Below are 16,449 nucleotides of genomic sequence, written 5' to 3' on the forward strand. Positions count from 1 at the left end.
TCTCAGTCGGCCGCGGGCACGAGGTCCACGATCACAAGCTCGCGGGGGTTGTTCACCCGCACCTGGGCGAGCGCCGTGTTTCCCAGTCCCCGGCTGATCACCATGCTCGCGTCCCCGTGCCGGTGCACGCCCGAGGTCAGGGCGGGAAACAGCCCCTGGTCCGGGGCGATGAGTCCTCCGACCCTGGGGATGCGCACCTGTCCGCCATGCGCATGCCCGGACAGCACCACATCCGCGCCATGCTCGGCGAGCTCCGGAAGGAGGGTGGGCCGATGGGCGAGGACCAGCACCGGCGCGTCATCGGTGATGCTCAGCGAGTCCATCACCTCACCCGGGGAGCGTGCCGGGAGCTTCGCATTGCGCCGGTGCTTCGCATCATCCAGACCCACCACCACGAGGTCCGTCCCGTTCAGCGTCATCGAGTGAGCCTCATCGCGCAGCACCAGGACGCCGCGCTGCTCGAGACCCTCGAGCAGCTGCGCGCGCTGGCCGAGATCCGCCTCATGGTTGCCGGTGATGAACACCGTCGGCGCCACCTGCGCCAGCCGCTCCGCGGTCCGCAGCGGCGCGGTGAGGTCCCGGGTAGAGCGGTCCACGATGTCCCCGGTGATCACCACCAGATCCGGCTTCGCCGCCGTAACGGCCTGCAGCAGACGGTCTTCGAAAGACCCGAAATGGGCGGCATGCAGATCCGAGACCTGGGCGATCCGGATCCCGCTGCTGTCCGCAGGCAGGTCCGCCATCGTCACCTCATAGTCCGTGACGACCAGGCGGCGGTTGTCCCACACCAGCCAGCCTCCCACCGCATGCAGCAGCACCAGCAGGATCAGTGCGGCGTTGGCCAGACGGGATCGGCTCGTGGGGCGGCGGCTCGGACTGCGGGCGCCGACGGACAGCGGGGCGCTCACCGGACCGTGATGCCCTCGGCGGCCATCGCCGCTTTCGCCTCGGCGATCGTCACCTCGCCGAAGTGGAAGATACTCGCGGCGAGCACCGCATCGGCGCCCGCCCGCACGGCGGGAGCGAAGTCCTCGGCGCGCCCGGCCCCGCCGGAGGCGATGAGCGGCACACTGCTGGCCTCCCGAGCCAGACGGATCAGCTCGAGATCGAAGCCGTCCTTCGTGCCGTCGGCGTCCATCGAGTTCAGCAGGATCTCGCCCGCGCCCCGCTCGGTGACCTCGCGGATCCAGGCGATCGCGTCGATGCCGGTGCCGCGGCGGCCCCCATGGGTCGTGACCTCGAAGCCGGAGCCGCGGCGGGCGGTGCCCTCCGGGGTGTCAGCGGTGACGCGGCGGGCGTCGATCGACATCACCAGCACCTGGTTGCCGAAGCGGTGGCTGATCTCCCCGATCAGCTCCGGGCGAGCGATCGCTGCGGTGTTGATCGAGCATTTGTCCGCGCCGGCGCGCAGCAGCTGATCCACGTCCTGCACCGTGCGCACTCCCCCGCCGACGGTCAGCGGGATGAATACCTGCTCGGCGGTGGCACGCACCACGTCGATCATGGTGTCGCGGCCGCCCGATGAGGCGGTGACATCCAGGAACGTCAGCTCATCCGCGCCGGCGGCGCCGTAGCGGGCTCCGAGCTCCACCGGATCCCCGGCATCACGCAGGTTCTGGAAGTTCACGCCTTTGACCACTCGCCCGGCATCCACATCCAGGCACGGAATCACCCGCACGGCGAGGCTCATGCGTCGATCCTCTCCAGGTCCAGCTCGTCGGCGCCTTCGATGATGAACTGTTTGCGCGGCGCCACCTCGGAGCCCATGAGCAGCTCGAACATGGCGCTCGCCGCCTCGGCATCCTCGATCCGCACCCGGCGCAGGGTGCGGTGTGCGGGATCCATCGTGGTGTCGGCCAGCTGGTCGGCGTCCATCTCACCCAGGCCCTTGTAGCGCTGGATCGGCTCCTTGTAGCTCTTGCCGCGCCGCTCGAGGGACTTCAGCAGCTTCGTCAGCTCCGCCTCGGAGTAGGTGTACACGTACTCGTTCTTGCGCTTGCCGCCGTGGATGATCTCCACGCGGTGCAGGGGCGGCACCGCCGCGTACACCCGCCCCGCTTCGACCAGTGGCCGCATGTAGCGGTGGAAGAGGGTCAGCAGCAGGGTGCGGATGTGGGCGCCGTCCACGTCGGCGTCGGTCATCATGATGATCTTGCCGTAGCGGGCGGCCTCCAGATCGAAGGTGCGGCCGCTGCCCGCCCCGATCACCTGGATGATCGCCGCGCATTCGGCGTTCTTCAGCATGTCGGTGACGGTGGCCTTCTGGACGTTGAGGATCTTGCCGCGGATGGGCAGCAGGGCCTGGAACTCGCTCGAGCGGGCGTTCTTCGCGGTGCCCAGGGCGCTGTCGCCCTCGACGATGAACAGCTCGGAGCGCTCCACGTCGTGGGTACGGCAGTCCGCGAGTTTCGTGGGCATGGTGGAGGACTCCAGCGCGTTCTTGCGGCGCGAGACCTCCTTGTGCATGCGCGCGGCGATGCGGGCGCGCATTTCGGAGACCACCTTGTCGATCACCAAGGCGGCCTGCTCCTTCTCCCCCTTCTTGGTGGACGTGAGGAACGTCGTGAGCTGGTCCTCGACGACCCGTGCGACGATCTGGCGGATCGCGGGGGTGCCCAGCACCTCCTTGGTCTGGCCCTCGAACTGCGGTTCGTCGATGCGCACGCTCACCACGGCGGTGAGCCCCGCGAGGGTGTCGTCCTTCTCGATCTTCTCGTTCTTCGCGTTGAACTTCACGCGCCGCGCCTGGTTCTCCACCTGCTTGCGCAGCGTCTTGACCAGTGCCTGTTCGAAGCCGGTGACGTGTGTGCCGCCCTTGGGGGTCGCGACGATGTTCACAAAGGAGCGCAGGGTGGAGTCGAAGTCCTCGCCCCAGCGCAGCGCGATGTCCACCTCGCACGAGCGCTGCACATCGGTGGAGACCATCTGCCCGTTCTTGTCCAGCACGGGGATGGTCTCGGTGTACTCGCCGCTGCCCTGCAGGCGGATCACGTCGCTGATGCGCTGATCCTGCGCGAGATGTTCGACGAACTCGGAGATCCCGCCCTCGTAGCGGAAGGCGGTGGTGGCGGGCTGATCGGGGTTGCGCTCGGGCCGCTGATCGGTCACCGAGAGCTTCAGGCCGGGCACGAGGAAGGCGGTCTGCCGGGCTCGGCGGGTCAGCTCCTCGAGGGAGAAGTGGGAGCCTTTGACGAAGATCTGCGGATCGGCCCAGTAGCGCACGCGGGTGCCGGTCACGCCGCGCTTGGCCTTGCCGACGACACGCAGCTCGGCGGGACCGTCGGCCGGGGTGAAGGGCGCATCGAGGCTGGGCTGGTCGCCATCGGCGAACACACCGGGTTTGCCGCGCTGGAAGCTCATGGCGTACGTCTTGCCGGCCCGGTCCACCTCCACGTCGAGGCGGCCCGAGAGGGCATTGACGACGCTCGCGCCCACGCCGTGCAGACCGCCGGAGGCGGCGTAGGAGCCGCCGCCGAACTTCCCGCCCGCATGCAGTTTGGTGTACACCACCTCGACGCCGGTCAGGCCAGTGCGGGGTTCGGTGTCCACCGGGACGCCGCGGCCCGTATCGCGCACCTCCACCGAGTGATCCTCGTGGAGGATCACCGCGATCTCATCGCCGTGCCCGCCCAGCGCCTCGTCCACGGCGTTGTCGAGGATCTCCCACAGGCAGTGCATGAGGCCCCGGGAGTCGGTGGAGCCGATGTACATGCCGGGGCGCTTGCGCACGGCCTCCAGCCCTTCGAGGACCTGAAGGTTGCGGGCGTCGTAGGCGGTCTTCTTCGCAGCTGAGGAGGTGGACACCCCTCGGATACTACGGGGATGGCCTGGCCGGGGCGGGGATCGACCCGCTGCGCGGCAGGGTTCACAGTCGGTTTGCGCCCGGAGCGAACCTGTGATGGACGCGGCGACCATCGGGGCCCTCGCGGTGCTACAAATGGCCTCATGAACCTCACTCTTGAAGCTCCCCTTCTGTCGACGCAGGACCGCTGTGACCGCTGCGGCGCCCAGGCGTACGTCAAGGTGCTCCTGGAGGCCGGTGGCGAGCTGATGTTCTGTGCGCACCATGCCCGTGCCCATGAGGATGCTCTGCGTCCCCTGGCGGCCGAGGTGATCGATGAGACGGAGCGTCTGCACATCAAGCCGGAGCCGGTCGAGGACTGATCCGGCTCCCTCCTTGTTCTTCACGCGAATGGGCCCCGCACCCTCAGGTGCGGGGCCCATTCGCTGCCGTGATGCAGGCGCTAGTGATCTAGGGCGTGTCTCCTAAGTTCGAGAGTACTCGGGGGTGACGGTAGGTGAATGAGCCGACGAAGCGTGTTGTCCGATACCCAATGGGAGACAATCCAGCATTTGCTCCCCGCTCAGCGCCCCTGGTCAGGCAGGCCGAGACGGGATCACCGACAGGTGGTCGAGGGAATCATCTACCGCTACCGGTGTGGGATTGCCTGGCGCGATCTCCCCGCCGACTTCGGGCCCTGGCAGACAGTCTGGAAGCGTCATCGTGCCTGGGCCACCGATGGCACCTGGGACCGCGTCCTCGACGCGCTGCTGGTCCGCGCCGACGCCGACGGGGAGCTGGACTGGTCGGTCGCGGTCGATTCCACGATCTGCCGCGCTCACCAGCACGGCACCAACCTCGAGCGCACCACAGGGGGCGCTGTGGAACCACAAGAATCTCCGCAAGGAACCGGCTGATCATGCCCTGGGTCGCTCCCGTGGCGGGCTCTCCACGAAGATCCATCAGCTCGTCGACGGCCACGGCCTCCCACTGGTGATCCTCTGCGGGCCCGGCCAAGGCGGGGACTCACCGATGCTGGGCCCGCTGCTGGACGGCTTGTCTGTGGCCCGGGAAGGGCCTGGCCGGCCACGCACGAGACCGGCCATGCTGCGCGGCGACAAGGCCTACTCCTCCCGCGCCACCCGCCAGACCCTCCGGCGGCGTGGGATCAAGGCCGTGGTCCCCGAGCCCCGCGACCAGCAGCAGCACCGTCGCAACCGGGGTTCACGCGGCGGACGTCCCATCGGTCTCGATGCCGAGGCGTATCGCGGCCGCAACGTCATCGAGCGCGGCTACAGCGACGTGAAGCAATGGCGTGGCCTGGCCACCCGCTACGACAAGCTCGGCCTGACCTACCGCGCCGGAGTCGTGCTCCGCGCGATCATCCAGTGGCTCAAACACCTCGTTTGACGAGCTTCCAGGATCTCGCTCAGGCGGAGATGCGAGGGTGTCCGGAGACGCACTCGACCCGGAGGTTAGCAATGCCCAAGGCCGTGACCCTGATTCGTTCCAACGTGCTGTCGGATGCAGCAGAGTACGCCTACGCTGCAACCGCACCCGCAGAAGCACGCCTGATCTTCCTGGCAGGATCGTGCCCGCTGAACAGCGACGGATCGACCTGTGGTGAAGGTGACTTCGCAGCGCAGGCCGCCAAGTGCATCGAGAACATGAAGGTCGCCCTCGGAGAGGCTAACGCCGCACTAGAAGACGTCATCGCCACCCGTGTGCTCGTCGCCTCTTCCGACCAGGCTGATCTCGTGGCGGCATGGGAGGTCGTCCGCGACGCGTTCGGGGACCATGACGTGCCGAGCACGCTGATCGGTGTCGCCGCACTCGGATATGACCACCAGCTCGTGGAAGTCGAAGCCACAGCCGCCGTGATCGACTGACGCGCATCGGCTGGAGCGCCTTTGGAGACACGCCCTAGGCGCTGCCGTCATACCGGCGCTGCCGTGATGCCGACGCTGCCATGACGCCGGTGGCGAGCACGGAGCAGGGGTGTTCAGGCCGGGAGAATCCGCTCGTACTCGACTTCCTCGAGCCCGGCGCGGCGCGGATCAGGGAACCGTCGTCCCGTCTCGGTGAAGCCCAGTCGCTCGTAGGTGCGCCGGGCCGGGGTGTTGTCCTCCGGGGTCTCCAGCAGCTGCCGGGTGCGGCCCCGCTCACGCATCGCCTGATCCGCAGCAGCGAGAAGGGCTGCGGTGACGCCGGTGCCGCGGTGGGCGGGGCGCACGAACACCGAGACGATGTTCACCGAGCCCTCGGCCAGCGGATGCTCAGCCGTGTAGCCCACCCAATCGATGCTCAGCGCCCCGACCACCTCGCCGTCACGCACGGCCTGGTAATGCGTGCGAGGCCCGGCCACCTCGGACCGCCAGGCCTGTTCGTCGCGGTCCTGCACCATCTCGAGCGTGCTCCAGAAATAGTCCGGGGCATCGGCCAGCATCTCCAGGCGCAGCATCCGGTACGCCGCCCAGTCATCGGGCACCAGGCGGCGCACCGCCAGGTCTGCTGCCATCTCAGTCCAGGTAGTCGCGCAGGACCTGCGAACGCGAGGGGTGGCGCAGCTTACTCATGGTCTTGGACTCGATCTGGCGGATCCGCTCGCGGGTGACGCCGTAGACCTTGCCGATCTCATCCAGGGTCTTGGGCTGGCCGTCCTCGAGACCGAACCGCATGGAGACCACACCGGCCTCCCGCTCGGAGAGAGTGTCCAGGACAGAGTGCAGCTGCTCCTGCAGCAGGGTGAAGCTCACCGCATCCGCGGGCACAACGGCCTCGGAGTCCTCGATGAGGTCACCGAACTCGCTGTCGCCGTCCTCACCCAGCGGAGTGTGCAGGGAGATGGGCTCGCGGCCGTACTTCTGGACCTCGACCACCTTCTCCGGGGTCATGTCCAGTTCCTTGGCGAGCTCCTCCGGGGTGGGCTCACGGCCCAGGTCCTGCAGCATCTGGCGCTGCACGCGGGCGAGCTTGTTGATGACCTCGACCATGTGCACGGGAATGCGGATGGTGCGGGCCTGATCGGCCATGGCACGGGTGATGGCCTGGCGGATCCACCACGTGGCGTAGGTGGAGAACTTGTAGCCCTTGGCGTAGTCGAACTTCTCGACCGCGCGGATCAGGCCCAGGTTGCCCTCCTGGATGAGATCCAGGAACAGCATCCCGCGGCCGGTGTAGCGCTTGGCGAGGGAGACCACCAGGCGCAGGTTCGCCTCCAGCAGGTGGTCCTTCGCCGCACGGCCGTCCTGCACGATGATCGCGAGCTCACGCCCGGCCTTGGTGCGGGCCAGGGATTCATCGCGCTTGAGCTTCTGCTCCGCGAACAGACCGGCCTCGATACGCTCGGCGAGCTCGACCTCCTGGGCGGCGTTCAGCAGCGCGACCTTACCGATCTGCTTGAGGTAGTCCTTGACCGGGTCCGCGGTGGCCCCGGCCGTGACGACCTGCTGCGCGGGAGCGTCGTCCTCGGAGGAGTTGAAGACGAAGCCGCCGGATTCCTCGACCTTCTTGGTGTCGGCGTCCTTCTCGGCCTTGGCGGCGGACTCGGAGTCCTCCTCCTCGTCGGTATCCACCTCGGCGTTCTGCGCGGCCTTCGCGGCAGACTTCTTGGCCGCTGCCTTCTTCGCAGAGGTACCGGAGGAGCTCTTGCCCGTGGTCTTCTTGGCGGCGGTGCGCTTGGCGGCCGTCTTGCTCTCGGGCTTGTCCGCGGTCTGCTCCGTGGCGGTGTCCTCGGCCGACTCGGCCTCGGGCGCGGCCTCAGATGCGGTGTCCTTCGCGGCGGTCGTCTTCGCCGGGGACTTCTTCGCGGCCGTCCTCTTCGCGGAGGCCTTCTTCGCAGGAGCCTTCTTCGCGGGGGTCTTCTTCTCCGAGGTCTTCGTCGCCGACGTCGTCGCGGTTTCCTGCTCATCGGGCGTCGCGGAGGTGGTGGCAGCCTTCGAGCTCTTCGCGGTCGAGCTCTTCGCGGTGCTCCGGGTCGAGCGGCGCGGGGTGGCGGTCTTCTCGGCGGTCTTGGGAGAGGTCACTCGTTCCTTCTTCCGGCAGCGGCCCGCTGGGCGGTCCACCGCTCTCGGGCGGTCGTCATCTCGGCGCGTCTGGTGGCTCCGCTGCCCGGCGCGGACGGTGGTCAGACCGTTTCATGGCGCACGAGGGCACGGTGCCGTCAAGCCTCATCACTATACAACGCGGCCAGGACCGCCCCTATTCCCGCACCGCGGTTCCCGCACCGCAGTCCGATCGTCAGGGCGACTGTTTTCCGTCCTGCAGATCTGCCGCCGGGCCTCGGATTCGCTTCCCTTCCGGGGCGGGCCCCGCCGCAGTCCCCTCCGAGGCGGGTCCCCGCTATGGCGGGTTCACGCGGCGGGCTCGGCCTTCACGGTCAGCACCGGGCAGCGCGCCCCCAGCACGATGCGCCGGGCGGAGGCCCCGAGATTGAGCTTGCCGATGCGGGATTTGCGCCGCAGCCCGAAGACGACGAGGGAGGCGGAGACCTCCTCAGCCAGGGCGAGGACGAATTCGCCGATGTCCTGTTCGGAGCACGAGCGGATCATCACCTCGGCAGCGGCGGCGCCCTCCGCGGCGAGAGCCTCCCGGATCTGCTGCTCGCTGGCAGAGGTCATGCCGATCTCGGGGTCGTCGTAGCGATGGGACGCGATCGCGAGCACCTCCCCGGTGCGGCGCTGCTGGCGCAGGGCGGCGCGCAGCGCGGCGCGTCCCTGCCCGGAGGGCGAGTAGCCCACGACGATCGTCATGCCGCTCCGTTCTGCTCGGCGATGCCTGCCGGGCGCTGGTCCGCGGCCCGGCAACCGCCCACTTTAGCCGTCCAGCGGCTGTGCTATCCACCGCTGAAGTCCCGGATGCTCCAGCAGGAAGGCATCATGCCCGATCGGTGAGCTGACCAGGTGGTATCGGGCCGACGGGGTGTGCTCGGCGATCTCCTGGACGAGGGCGGGTGGGAAGAGACGGTCGGAGTCGATCGCGAGGGCCAGGGTGCGGGCCCGGATGCGGCCAAGCGCCGCCGCTACCCCGCCGCGGCCGCGGCCGACGTCGTGAGTGCTCATGGAGCGGACGAGGGACAGGTAGGTGCCCGCGTCGAAGCGGCGGATGAGTTTGTCGGCATGGTGGTCGAGGTAGCTGGTGACCTGGTGGCGGCCGCGCCCGTCCAGGGGGTCCTCACCATCCTGGGGGTCATTGCCGAAGCGGGCCTCGAACTCCTCGGCGCTGCGATAGGTGGTGTGGGCGATGCGGCGGGCGATTCCCAGTCCCACACTCGGGGTCTGGCCGGCGGGGTTGTCGTGGTAGTCGCCGCCGCGGAACCAGGGGTCGGCTTCGATCGCAGCGATCTGGGCGCTGTTCCAGGCGATCTGGTCGGCGCTCGCGCGTGCGCTCGAGGCGATGACCGCGAGGTTCCGCACGAGCTGAGGGTGGCTCACGCCCCATTCGATCGCGCGCATGCCGCCCATCGACCCGCCGATCACGAGCTCCCAGCTGGGCAGTCCCAGGGCCTGCTGCAGCCGGCGCTCCGCCGCGACCTGGTCACGAATGGTCAGCTGCGGGAAGCGGGAGCCGTAGGGGCGTCCGTCGGGAGCCGGGCTGGAGGGCCCGGTGCTGCCCTGGCAACCCCCCAGGACGTTCGGTGCGATGACCCAGTGTCGCTCCGTGTCGATGGGACGGCCGGGGCCGACGAGGCTCTCCCACCAGCCGGGACTGGGATGTGCGGGACCGGCCGGTCCGCGCACATGGGAGTCTCCGGTCAGGGCATGCAGCACCAGCACCGCATTGGAGCGATCCGGGGCGGGTTCTCCCCAGGCTTCGTAGGCGATGGTGACGTCCCGCAGAACCTCACCGCTCTCCAGGGGCAGATCTCCGATCGGCATGAAGCGGCGGTCTCCGGGGCCGTGCTCAGGGCGCCAGGGGCCGGGAGCGCGCGGGAGCGCGGGCGCATCCACTGCTGCGGTCATACCGAGGCTCCTTGTCCATAGGCCGACCGCAGCAGCCGGGGCGGAGCCGCGTCAGGGCGCCGCTCTCCAGGCCGGGCGGACCGGAGTGTCGATCAGGCGTGTGAGCAAGCGTGCCAAAGAGGAGTGCGGTTCCACCTCCTCGAGGGCGGCCACGAGCTCTCCGGCGCTCGCATAGCGGTGGTTCCACCACGCCAGCAGCACCAGCAGCGTGGTCACCGCGCGCCAGGCGCAGCGCGCCGTGGAGCGTTCCTGCACGGGCGCGGCAGTCATCGCTCCGGCGGCCACTGCCTGCAGCTCCTCGAGGGCTCGATACCAACTTCCACCTGCGCAGACGTCGGCGTGGGGGCGCCAGCTGCCGTCGCTGGCGAGGATGGGCAGCAGGTCCTCGCGGTCGATTTTTCGCGCTGCACCGCGCTCGACGCAGCGGCCCATCAGCTCCCAGTGCAGCCGGTCCACGGCGAGCGCCGAGAGCAGCGCAGCGATGTGTTCACATTCCGTCATCCACACCCCCTGGGCATCCGGCCCCGGGGTGCGTTCCAGGCGCTCCAGCGCGGTGCGGGCGCGGGCGAACAGCATGCCGACATCGGCCCGTGACGAGATATCCGGGGCGGGGATGGTGAGATCCGCGCCGAGGGCGCGCAGGCGGGCGGTGTCCAGCGGTGGGCGGGGAATGCAGCGTCCGGCCAGGACCGCGCTCGCGGCGGTGCGCGTGCGGGAGAAGGGGAGCAGCTCCCCCGCTGCGGCCACCTGCACCGCAGCAGCGGAGTCCGAGCTGGCCGGGTCCACCGACCACCAGCGGCCACAGGCAGCACCGCGCACCAGCACATCCTCACGATCCAGTGCAAGGCTGCGGGCTGCCTGCTGCAGCATCTCTCCCAGGCGTTCGAGAATCTCACGCACCAGCGGCTCAAGCACCTCCTGGAAACCGTCCCCGATCACCACGAGCGCTTCGATGACCTGATCACCTCCGGGGGCCATGAGATGCAGCTGGTGGGCCAGGCGCTCCGCACCTCCCGGATCCGTGATGTCCTGCAGGGGACTGCGCGTGATCATGGGCGGCTCGGTCACCGTGCCGGCGGTCGCCAGCAGCAGGCAGTCGCACGGCATCACCGCGAGGCTCAGGTGTGCCTGGGCGAGCAGCTCGGAGGGATCGGCGAGCGGCAGCAGAGGCGGCTCGTGAGGGGCGGTGGGCGGAATGTTCATCGTCATGAAGCGACCCTGTCCCACCGAGCGCTCTACGAGCATCACCCCCTGCCCGATTGTGGATGAGGGGGCATTGTGGAGGAGAGGTCGTCCCGCGGCGGACCGCACCAGGGATCGGCATCCAGGCGCGCTGTGGGAGGATCGGGGGGCTCGCGAGAAAGGACTGCTCATGACTGCCTCCGCCCCCTCCAGCGCCGTGCTCTCCGCCCTGGAGCAGCAGATGGTGCAGCAGGCCGATCGCATCACCCGCGAAGCGCTCGCGGCGAGATCGGAGCACCTGGCAGGCATCGCCCCGGAGGCCGCTGCTCTGGTCGATGACCTCGGTACCTATCTCGAGGGCGGAAAGCTGCTGCGTCCCCGGCTGTGCTTCTGGGGTGGGGTCACCGCGCTCGGCCGCGAGGCGCACCCCGATGAGCTGGATCAGCTCGCCCGCTGCGGGGCGGCGATCGAGCTGGTGCAGGCAGCGGCGCTCATGCATGACGATGTCATCGACCACTCCCCCGTGCGGCGCGGCCGGCCTGCACTGCATGTGCAGGCGGCGCAGCGGCACCGTGCGGCTTCGTTGCGGGGCGACGCTGAGGAGTTCGGGATCGCGGTGGCGATCGTGCTCGGGGATCTGGCGCTCAGCTGGTCCGAGCAGCTCGCCTCTGAGATCACCGGGGACGCGGACGCCGTGGCGCGGGCCCGGGCGGAGTTCGATGCCCTGCGCACCGAGGTGATGTCCGGGCAGTATCTGGACATCCTGCATCAGGCGGCGGGGCTCGGCTCCGTCGAGGATCCCGAGCAGGCGGCCCTAGCGGTGATCCGGTGGAAGACGGTGCCGTATTCGGTGCTCCGCCCGGTGCGGATGGGCGCTGCGCTCATGGGAGCCGAGGCGCCGCTGCTGGATGCGCTCTCGGCCTGGTCGATCGAGGTGGGCACAGCGTTCCAGCTGCGCGATGACCTCCTCAGCGTGATCGGGGATCAGGACAGCACCGGCAAGCCCGTGGGCGGGGACATCCTCGAGGGCAAGCGCACGGCGCTGCTGGCACGCACCGAACAGGCGGCCGATGCGGCGGGTCGGCAGCTGCTCGAGCGCACCGTGGGCCAGGCCGATGCGGATCCGGAGGACATCTTGGCGGTGCATGAGCTGATGCGCGCCACCGGTGCGGTCGCCTCCGTTGCGACGGATATCCGGGCACGCGCCTCCCGGGCCCGCGAGATCCTGCAGGGCGCGGGGGCGATCGACGGGCCGGGCCTGGCGGGGCTGCAGCGGATGGCGGATCTGGCGACTGATGTGGACGCACTGTCGGCCTGACGCCGACTCCCCCGCAACGCGCTGTGCCCGCTGGTCAGCGGGGCACGCGCCTCACAGCGCGAGGGCGAGCGCGCGGCGGCGCACCTCGCCGCGCTGACCGCGGCGCAGGTGATCGATGGGGCGCCCGGGCAGGGTGTCATCGGCCGTGAACAGCCACTCCAGCAGCTCCAGGTCGCTGAATCCGCCATCGCGCAGTACGGTGATAGTACCGGTCAGATGCGGGACCGGGGCATCGTTCACCAGCAGCTCAGCGGGAATCATCCGCACCACCGGGTCACCGCGCCGCACCGCGACGAGGTGGCCATCCTCGATGAGACGGCGGACCTTGGAGACCTCCAGGTCCAGTCGCTCGGCGACATCGGGGAGCGTGAGCCAATCGGTGATGAGGGTATCGATGTCGTTCACGCCTCCTAGGGTGCCATGCACCGACCGGGGAGCGCATCGCACCGGGCGCCCTTCAGCACCGGGCCACCCGGCCCCGGGAGGCACCTCACAGCGTGTGACACCCGTGCCGTGTGTCGGTCCCCTCCCGCGCGCGTGAAGCACCCTAGATTGGCCCTGTGAGCTCGGCGACGTCGACTTCCCCCGGCATCAGCCTGCTCCTCGATGACCGCTATCGGGTCGAGGAGCCGATCGCGCGCGGCGGCATGGCCACCGTGTACCGCGGCCATGACGAGCGCCTGGACCGTGTGGTGGCGCTCAAGATCATGCACCCCCACCTGGCGATGGATGAGGATTTCCGACGCCGCTTCGGCCGAGAGGCCCGGGCGGCGGCCCGCCTGGCGCACCGCAACGTGGTGGGCGTCTTCGACCAGGGCGAGGACGGGGACAGCATCTACCTGGCGATGGAGCTCGTGGAGGGTGAGACGCTGCGGGCGCGCATGGTGCGCCAGGGCCCCCTGAGCGTCGGCGAAAGCCTGCGGGTGACCGAGCAGGTGCTGCAGGCGCTGGTGGCCGCGCATGAGGCGGGGATCGTCCACCGCGACATCAAACCGGAGAACATCCTGCTGGACGCGCAGGACACCGTGAAGGTCGCGGACTTCGGGCTGGCCCGCGCGACCGGCTCGAACAACTCCTCGGCGAGCGCCGCGCTGCTGGGCACCGTCGCGTACATCAGCCCCGAGGTGGTGACCCGGGGACACTGTGATGAGCGCAGCGACCTGTACTCCCTGGGTGTGGTGCTGTTCGAGATGCTCACCGGCACCCAGCCGTTCCGCGGCGAGCAGCCGGTGCATATCGCCTTCCAGCATGTGCACGAGGACATCCCGGCCCCGTCCACCCGCGTCAGCGGGGTGCCGCGCGAGCTCGATTCCCTCGTGACCTGGGCGGCGGCCCGGCCCGTCGGCCAGCGTCCCGCCACCGCGATCGACCTGCTGGAGGCGGTCCGGGAACTGCTTCGAACCCTGCCCGCGACGGTCCTGGCGACCTGCCCGGTGCAGATCGAGGATGCCGCCACCGGAGAGGTGCCGCGCCTGACCGCCGCCCTGGATGACGTTGCCGCGGATCTGACGGGCAGCCCCCGCGCCTTCCCGCCCGCCCTCACCGGTGATGCGGGGACGGGAGAGGACCACGCGCCCGCTGCCGCGCACTCTTTCCCCGCTGATCCCACCGATCCCGCAGCAGACCCTGATGCGGACCCCGCCGCGGACTGTGCTGCTGATGAGCCCGCGGATACGCAGCAGTCCGAGGACGGGGAATCCTCCCGCCAGGTCACGCTGCGCAGCCCGCGGGGTCGGCGAGGTCGGCACCTGGTCGCCGGGACCCGTCTGCGCTCCCGCGCGATGGCAGCGGCCGCCGCCGTCGCCCTGGTGGGCACGATGACCGGCGGCACCTGGGCGGCCACCACCTGGTACCTCGATGAGGGGCCGGGCGCGAACCGCACCGTGCCGCTTGTGGTCGGCACTCCCCTGGCCGACGCGGAGTCCGCCCTGCGCGCGGCGGACCTTCAGGTCAGCACCGAGGAGCGGTTCGACGACGAGGTCCCGGCCGGGCATGTGATCACCGCCGATCCCTCCACCGGCAGCGATGTGAAGAAGGGCGCAGCCATCCACGTGGTGGTCTCCAAGGGCATCCAGACGTTCCCGGTGCCGGCCCTGGAAGGGCTCTCGCTCGAGGACGCCCGCACCCAGGTCGAGGATGCTTCCCTCACTCTCGTCGAGGATGAGGCGGCCTACTCCGAGACCGTTCCGGAGGGCGAGATCATCTCCCAGAGCGCCGATGCTGAGGCGCTGCCCGCCGGCGGGGAGGTCCACGTCGTCGTCTCCCAGGGCCGCGAGCCGATCACCGTGCCGGATCAGCGGGGCAATAGCGAGGCTGCCGCCCGCTCAGCGCTTGAGCAGGCCGGTTTCACCGTGACCACCTCGCAGGAGCACTCCGGTTCGGTGCCGCGCGGTGCCGTGATCTCTCAGAACCCGGCCTCAGGCACCCTGTTCCGCGGGGATGAGGTCCACCTGGTGACGTCGCTCGGGCCCGAGATGGTGAAGGTCCCCGATGTGTTCCGCAAGTCCGAGAAGGACGCGCGGAAGGCCCTGGAGAAGGCCGGGTTCACCGTGCAGGTCAGCCACGACAAGGGCGAGCCGGTGTTCGGGATGGTCTATGAGCAGTCCGCCGAGCCCGGCAGCGAGCTGGCCAAGGGCTCCACGGTCACGATCAAGGTGTTCTGACCGCTCCCGAGATCCCGCCGAGTCCCGGCTATCCGCTCCCGTGCGCCGGGGCCGACGGCGCGCACGGCACCGTCGGCCCACCGCATCTGATCAGGCGCGGGTGAGCATCTCCGCGACGAGGAACGCGAGTTCGAGGGACTGCTGGTGGTTCAGCCGCGGGTCCACGAGGGTCTCGTAGCGGCGGGCCAGGCCCTCCTCGTCGATCTCCCCGGTGCCGCCGAGCACCTCGGTAACGTCATCGCCGGTGAGTTCGATGTGCAGTCCGGCCGGGACGGTGCCGGCGGCCTTGTGCACCTCGAAGAAGCCCACCACCTCGTCGAGGATGTCCTCGAAGCGGCGGGTCTTGTAGCCGTTGGAGGACGTGATGGTGTTGCCGTGCATCGGGTCGGTCACCCACGCCACCTGGGCGCCGGCATCCCGCACCCCTTCCACCAGGGCGGGCAGGCGGTCGCGGATCATGCTCGCGCCCATCCGGGTGATGAAGGTCAGCCGCCCGGGCTCGCGCTCGGGATCCAGGCGTTCGATCAGCTCGAGAGCATCCTCGACGGTGGCATGGGGGCCGAGCTTCACGCCGATGGGGTTGCGCAGCTTCGCCATGAAGTCCACGTGCGCGCCCTCGAGCTGGCGGGTGCGCTCCCCGATCCACAGGAAGTGGCCGGAGCAGCCGTAGATCTCCCCGGTGCGCGAGTCGATCCGAGCCAGCGCCTCCTCGTAGTCCAGTAGCAGCGCCTCATGGGAGGCGTAGAACTCCACGACCTTGAGCGCATCGAAGTCCGCGCCGATCGCCTCCATGAAGCGCACGGCCTTATCGATCTGCCCGGCCAGCTCCTCGTAGCGGGCGTAGCCCACCCCGCTCGAGGTGAAGCCGCGGTTCCACGAGTGGACCTCGCGCAGATCCGCGAAGCCACCGCCGGTGAAGGCACGCATGAGGTTGAGCGTGGAGGCGCTGGTGGTGTAGGTCTTCCACAGCCGGGCCGGATCGGGGCGGCGGGCCTCCGGGGTGAAGGCGAACTCATTGACCGCATCCCCCCGGTAGGTGGGCAGCGTCAGGCCGTCGCGGGTCTCTTCTTCATTCGAGCGCGGCTTGGCGAACTGCCCGGCCATGCGACCCATCTTCACCACCGGCACCGAAGCGCCGTAGGTCAGCACCGCCGCCATCTGCAGGATGGTGCGGATCTTGTTGCGGATGCGGTCCGCGGTGGAGTCGGCGAAGGTCTCGGCGCAGTCCCCACCGGTGAGCAGGAACGCCTCCCCGCGGGCGGCCGCAGCGATGCGCTCGCGCAGCACATCCACCTCGCCGGCGAACACCAGCGGCGGAGCGGAGCGCAGATCGGCGAAGACCTTCGCGCGCTCCTCCTCATCGGGCCACACCGGCTGCTGCACCAGCGGATAGTCGCGCCACACGCCGAGGGCCGCCAGGCCGTCGGCGGCCGAGGACAGGCTGAAGGAGTGGGCGCGGGCCGGAGCATCAGGGCTGAAGAGGTTCACATGACCAGGGTAGCCAGTATCCCCGGGTGCTCGAGGCCGAGTTTCACTGCTCGGTCA

15 protein-coding genes are annotated in these 16,449 nt (G+C 69.5%); 5 read left to right on the forward strand and 10 right to left on the reverse strand.

Annotated features, from left to right (window positions below):
• Positions 1-2: 2 nt before the first annotated feature.
• The 3 genes from MU407_RS02940 to MU407_RS02950 are packed head-to-tail and all read right to left on the reverse strand — an operon-like array spanning position 3 to position 3,804.
• Positions 3-908 carry a metallophosphoesterase gene (locus MU407_RS02940; protein WP_246955174.1) on the reverse strand — a complete coding sequence of 302 codons (906 nt, stop codon included), beginning with the start codon at positions 906-908 and terminating at the stop codon, positions 3-5.
• Positions 905-1,690: an imidazole glycerol phosphate synthase subunit HisF gene (hisF, locus tag MU407_RS02945; RefSeq protein ID WP_102235864.1), complete on the reverse strand. Its 786-nt coding sequence runs from the start codon at positions 1,688-1,690 to the stop codon at positions 905-907. The genes MU407_RS02940 and hisF overlap by 4 nt, the downstream gene beginning before the upstream one ends.
• Entirely contained in the window at positions 1,687-3,804 is a 2,118-nt protein-coding gene (locus tag MU407_RS02950) for a DNA topoisomerase IV subunit B (RefSeq protein WP_102235863.1), read from the reverse strand. Before MU407_RS02950 ends, hisF begins: the two co-directional genes overlap by 4 nt.
• 141 nt (positions 3,805-3,945) lie before the next feature.
• Here MU407_RS02950 and MU407_RS02955 point away from each other — a divergent pair, with 141 nt between their 5' ends.
• The 3 genes from MU407_RS02955 to MU407_RS02965 all read left to right on the forward strand — a co-directional run bounded on the left by MU407_RS02955 (position 3,946) and on the right by MU407_RS02965 (position 5,670).
• A complete protein-coding gene (locus tag MU407_RS02955; RefSeq protein ID WP_102235862.1) occupies positions 3,946-4,164 on the forward strand; it encodes a hypothetical protein in 219 nt (72 codons plus the stop codon).
• Positions 4,165-4,302: 138 nt separating this feature from the next.
• Positions 4,303-5,191, forward strand: a protein-coding gene (locus MU407_RS02960) for an IS5 family transposase (protein ID WP_246955176.1) whose coding sequence is annotated in 2 segments (ribosomal slippage) — positions 4,303-4,665 and positions 4,667-5,191 — 888 coding nt in all. Because the reading frame shifts where the segments join, the coding sequence is not laid out codon by codon here.
• A gap of 71 nt (positions 5,192-5,262) precedes the next feature.
• Positions 5,263-5,670, forward strand: a complete 408-nt coding sequence (locus tag MU407_RS02965) for a Rid family hydrolase (protein WP_246955178.1) — start codon at positions 5,263-5,265, stop codon at positions 5,668-5,670.
• Positions 5,671-5,783: 113 nt separating this feature from the next.
• On the opposite strand, the gene MU407_RS02970 is transcribed toward MU407_RS02965, so the two are convergent.
• The 5 genes from MU407_RS02970 to MU407_RS02990 form a co-directional block, all read right to left on the reverse strand.
• Positions 5,784-6,299, reverse strand: coding sequence for a GNAT family N-acetyltransferase (locus MU407_RS02970; protein WP_102235861.1), 516 nt, complete (start codon positions 6,297-6,299; stop codon positions 5,784-5,786).
• A 1-nt stretch (position 6,300) separates the two neighbouring features.
• Positions 6,301-7,911 (reverse strand): RNA polymerase sigma factor, encoded by a 1,611-nt coding sequence (locus MU407_RS02975; RefSeq protein WP_281507580.1) that lies wholly within the window; start codon positions 7,909-7,911, stop codon positions 6,301-6,303.
• 222 nt (positions 7,912-8,133) lie between these two features.
• Positions 8,134-8,532, reverse strand: coding sequence for a universal stress protein (locus MU407_RS02980; protein WP_102235859.1), 399 nt, complete (start codon positions 8,530-8,532; stop codon positions 8,134-8,136).
• A gap of 63 nt (positions 8,533-8,595) precedes the next feature.
• Positions 8,596-9,741: a homoserine O-acetyltransferase gene (locus tag MU407_RS02985; protein WP_246955182.1), complete on the reverse strand. Its 1,146-nt coding sequence runs from the start codon at positions 9,739-9,741 to the stop codon at positions 8,596-8,598.
• A gap of 51 nt (positions 9,742-9,792) precedes the next feature.
• The gene (locus MU407_RS02990) at positions 9,793-10,950 is read right to left on the reverse strand and encodes a DUF4192 domain-containing protein (protein ID WP_246955184.1); all 1,158 of its coding nucleotides are present in this window, start codon (positions 10,948-10,950) and stop codon (positions 9,793-9,795) included.
• A 163-nt stretch (positions 10,951-11,113) separates the two neighbouring features.
• Between MU407_RS02990 and MU407_RS02995 the strand changes: the two genes are divergently transcribed.
• The gene (locus MU407_RS02995; RefSeq protein WP_246955186.1) at positions 11,114-12,241 is read left to right on the forward strand and encodes a polyprenyl synthetase family protein; all 1,128 of its coding nucleotides are present in this window, start codon (positions 11,114-11,116) and stop codon (positions 12,239-12,241) included.
• 51 nt (positions 12,242-12,292) lie between these two features.
• Here the strand turns inward: MU407_RS02995 and MU407_RS03000 are convergent, their stop codons facing one another.
• Positions 12,293-12,646 (reverse strand): Rv2175c family DNA-binding protein, encoded by a 354-nt coding sequence (locus MU407_RS03000; RefSeq protein WP_246955188.1) that lies wholly within the window; start codon positions 12,644-12,646, stop codon positions 12,293-12,295.
• Between the two features lie 155 nt (positions 12,647-12,801).
• On the opposite strand from MU407_RS03000, the gene pknB reads away from it, so the two are divergent.
• Positions 12,802-14,904, forward strand: coding sequence for a Stk1 family PASTA domain-containing Ser/Thr kinase (gene pknB, locus MU407_RS03005; protein ID WP_102235855.1), 2,103 nt, complete (start codon positions 12,802-12,804; stop codon positions 14,902-14,904).
• Between the two features lie 90 nt (positions 14,905-14,994).
• Here the strand turns inward: pknB and MU407_RS03010 are convergent, their stop codons facing one another.
• Positions 14,995-16,392: a 3-deoxy-7-phosphoheptulonate synthase class II gene (locus tag MU407_RS03010; protein WP_102235854.1), complete on the reverse strand. Its 1,398-nt coding sequence runs from the start codon at positions 16,390-16,392 to the stop codon at positions 14,995-14,997.
• Between the last annotated feature and the right edge of the window lie 57 nt (positions 16,393-16,449).

This window comes from Brachybacterium sp. Marseille-Q7125 (genome assembly GCF_023062615.1).
In the GTDB taxonomy this organism is placed as follows: Bacteria; Actinomycetota; Actinomycetes; order Actinomycetales; family Dermabacteraceae; genus Brachybacterium.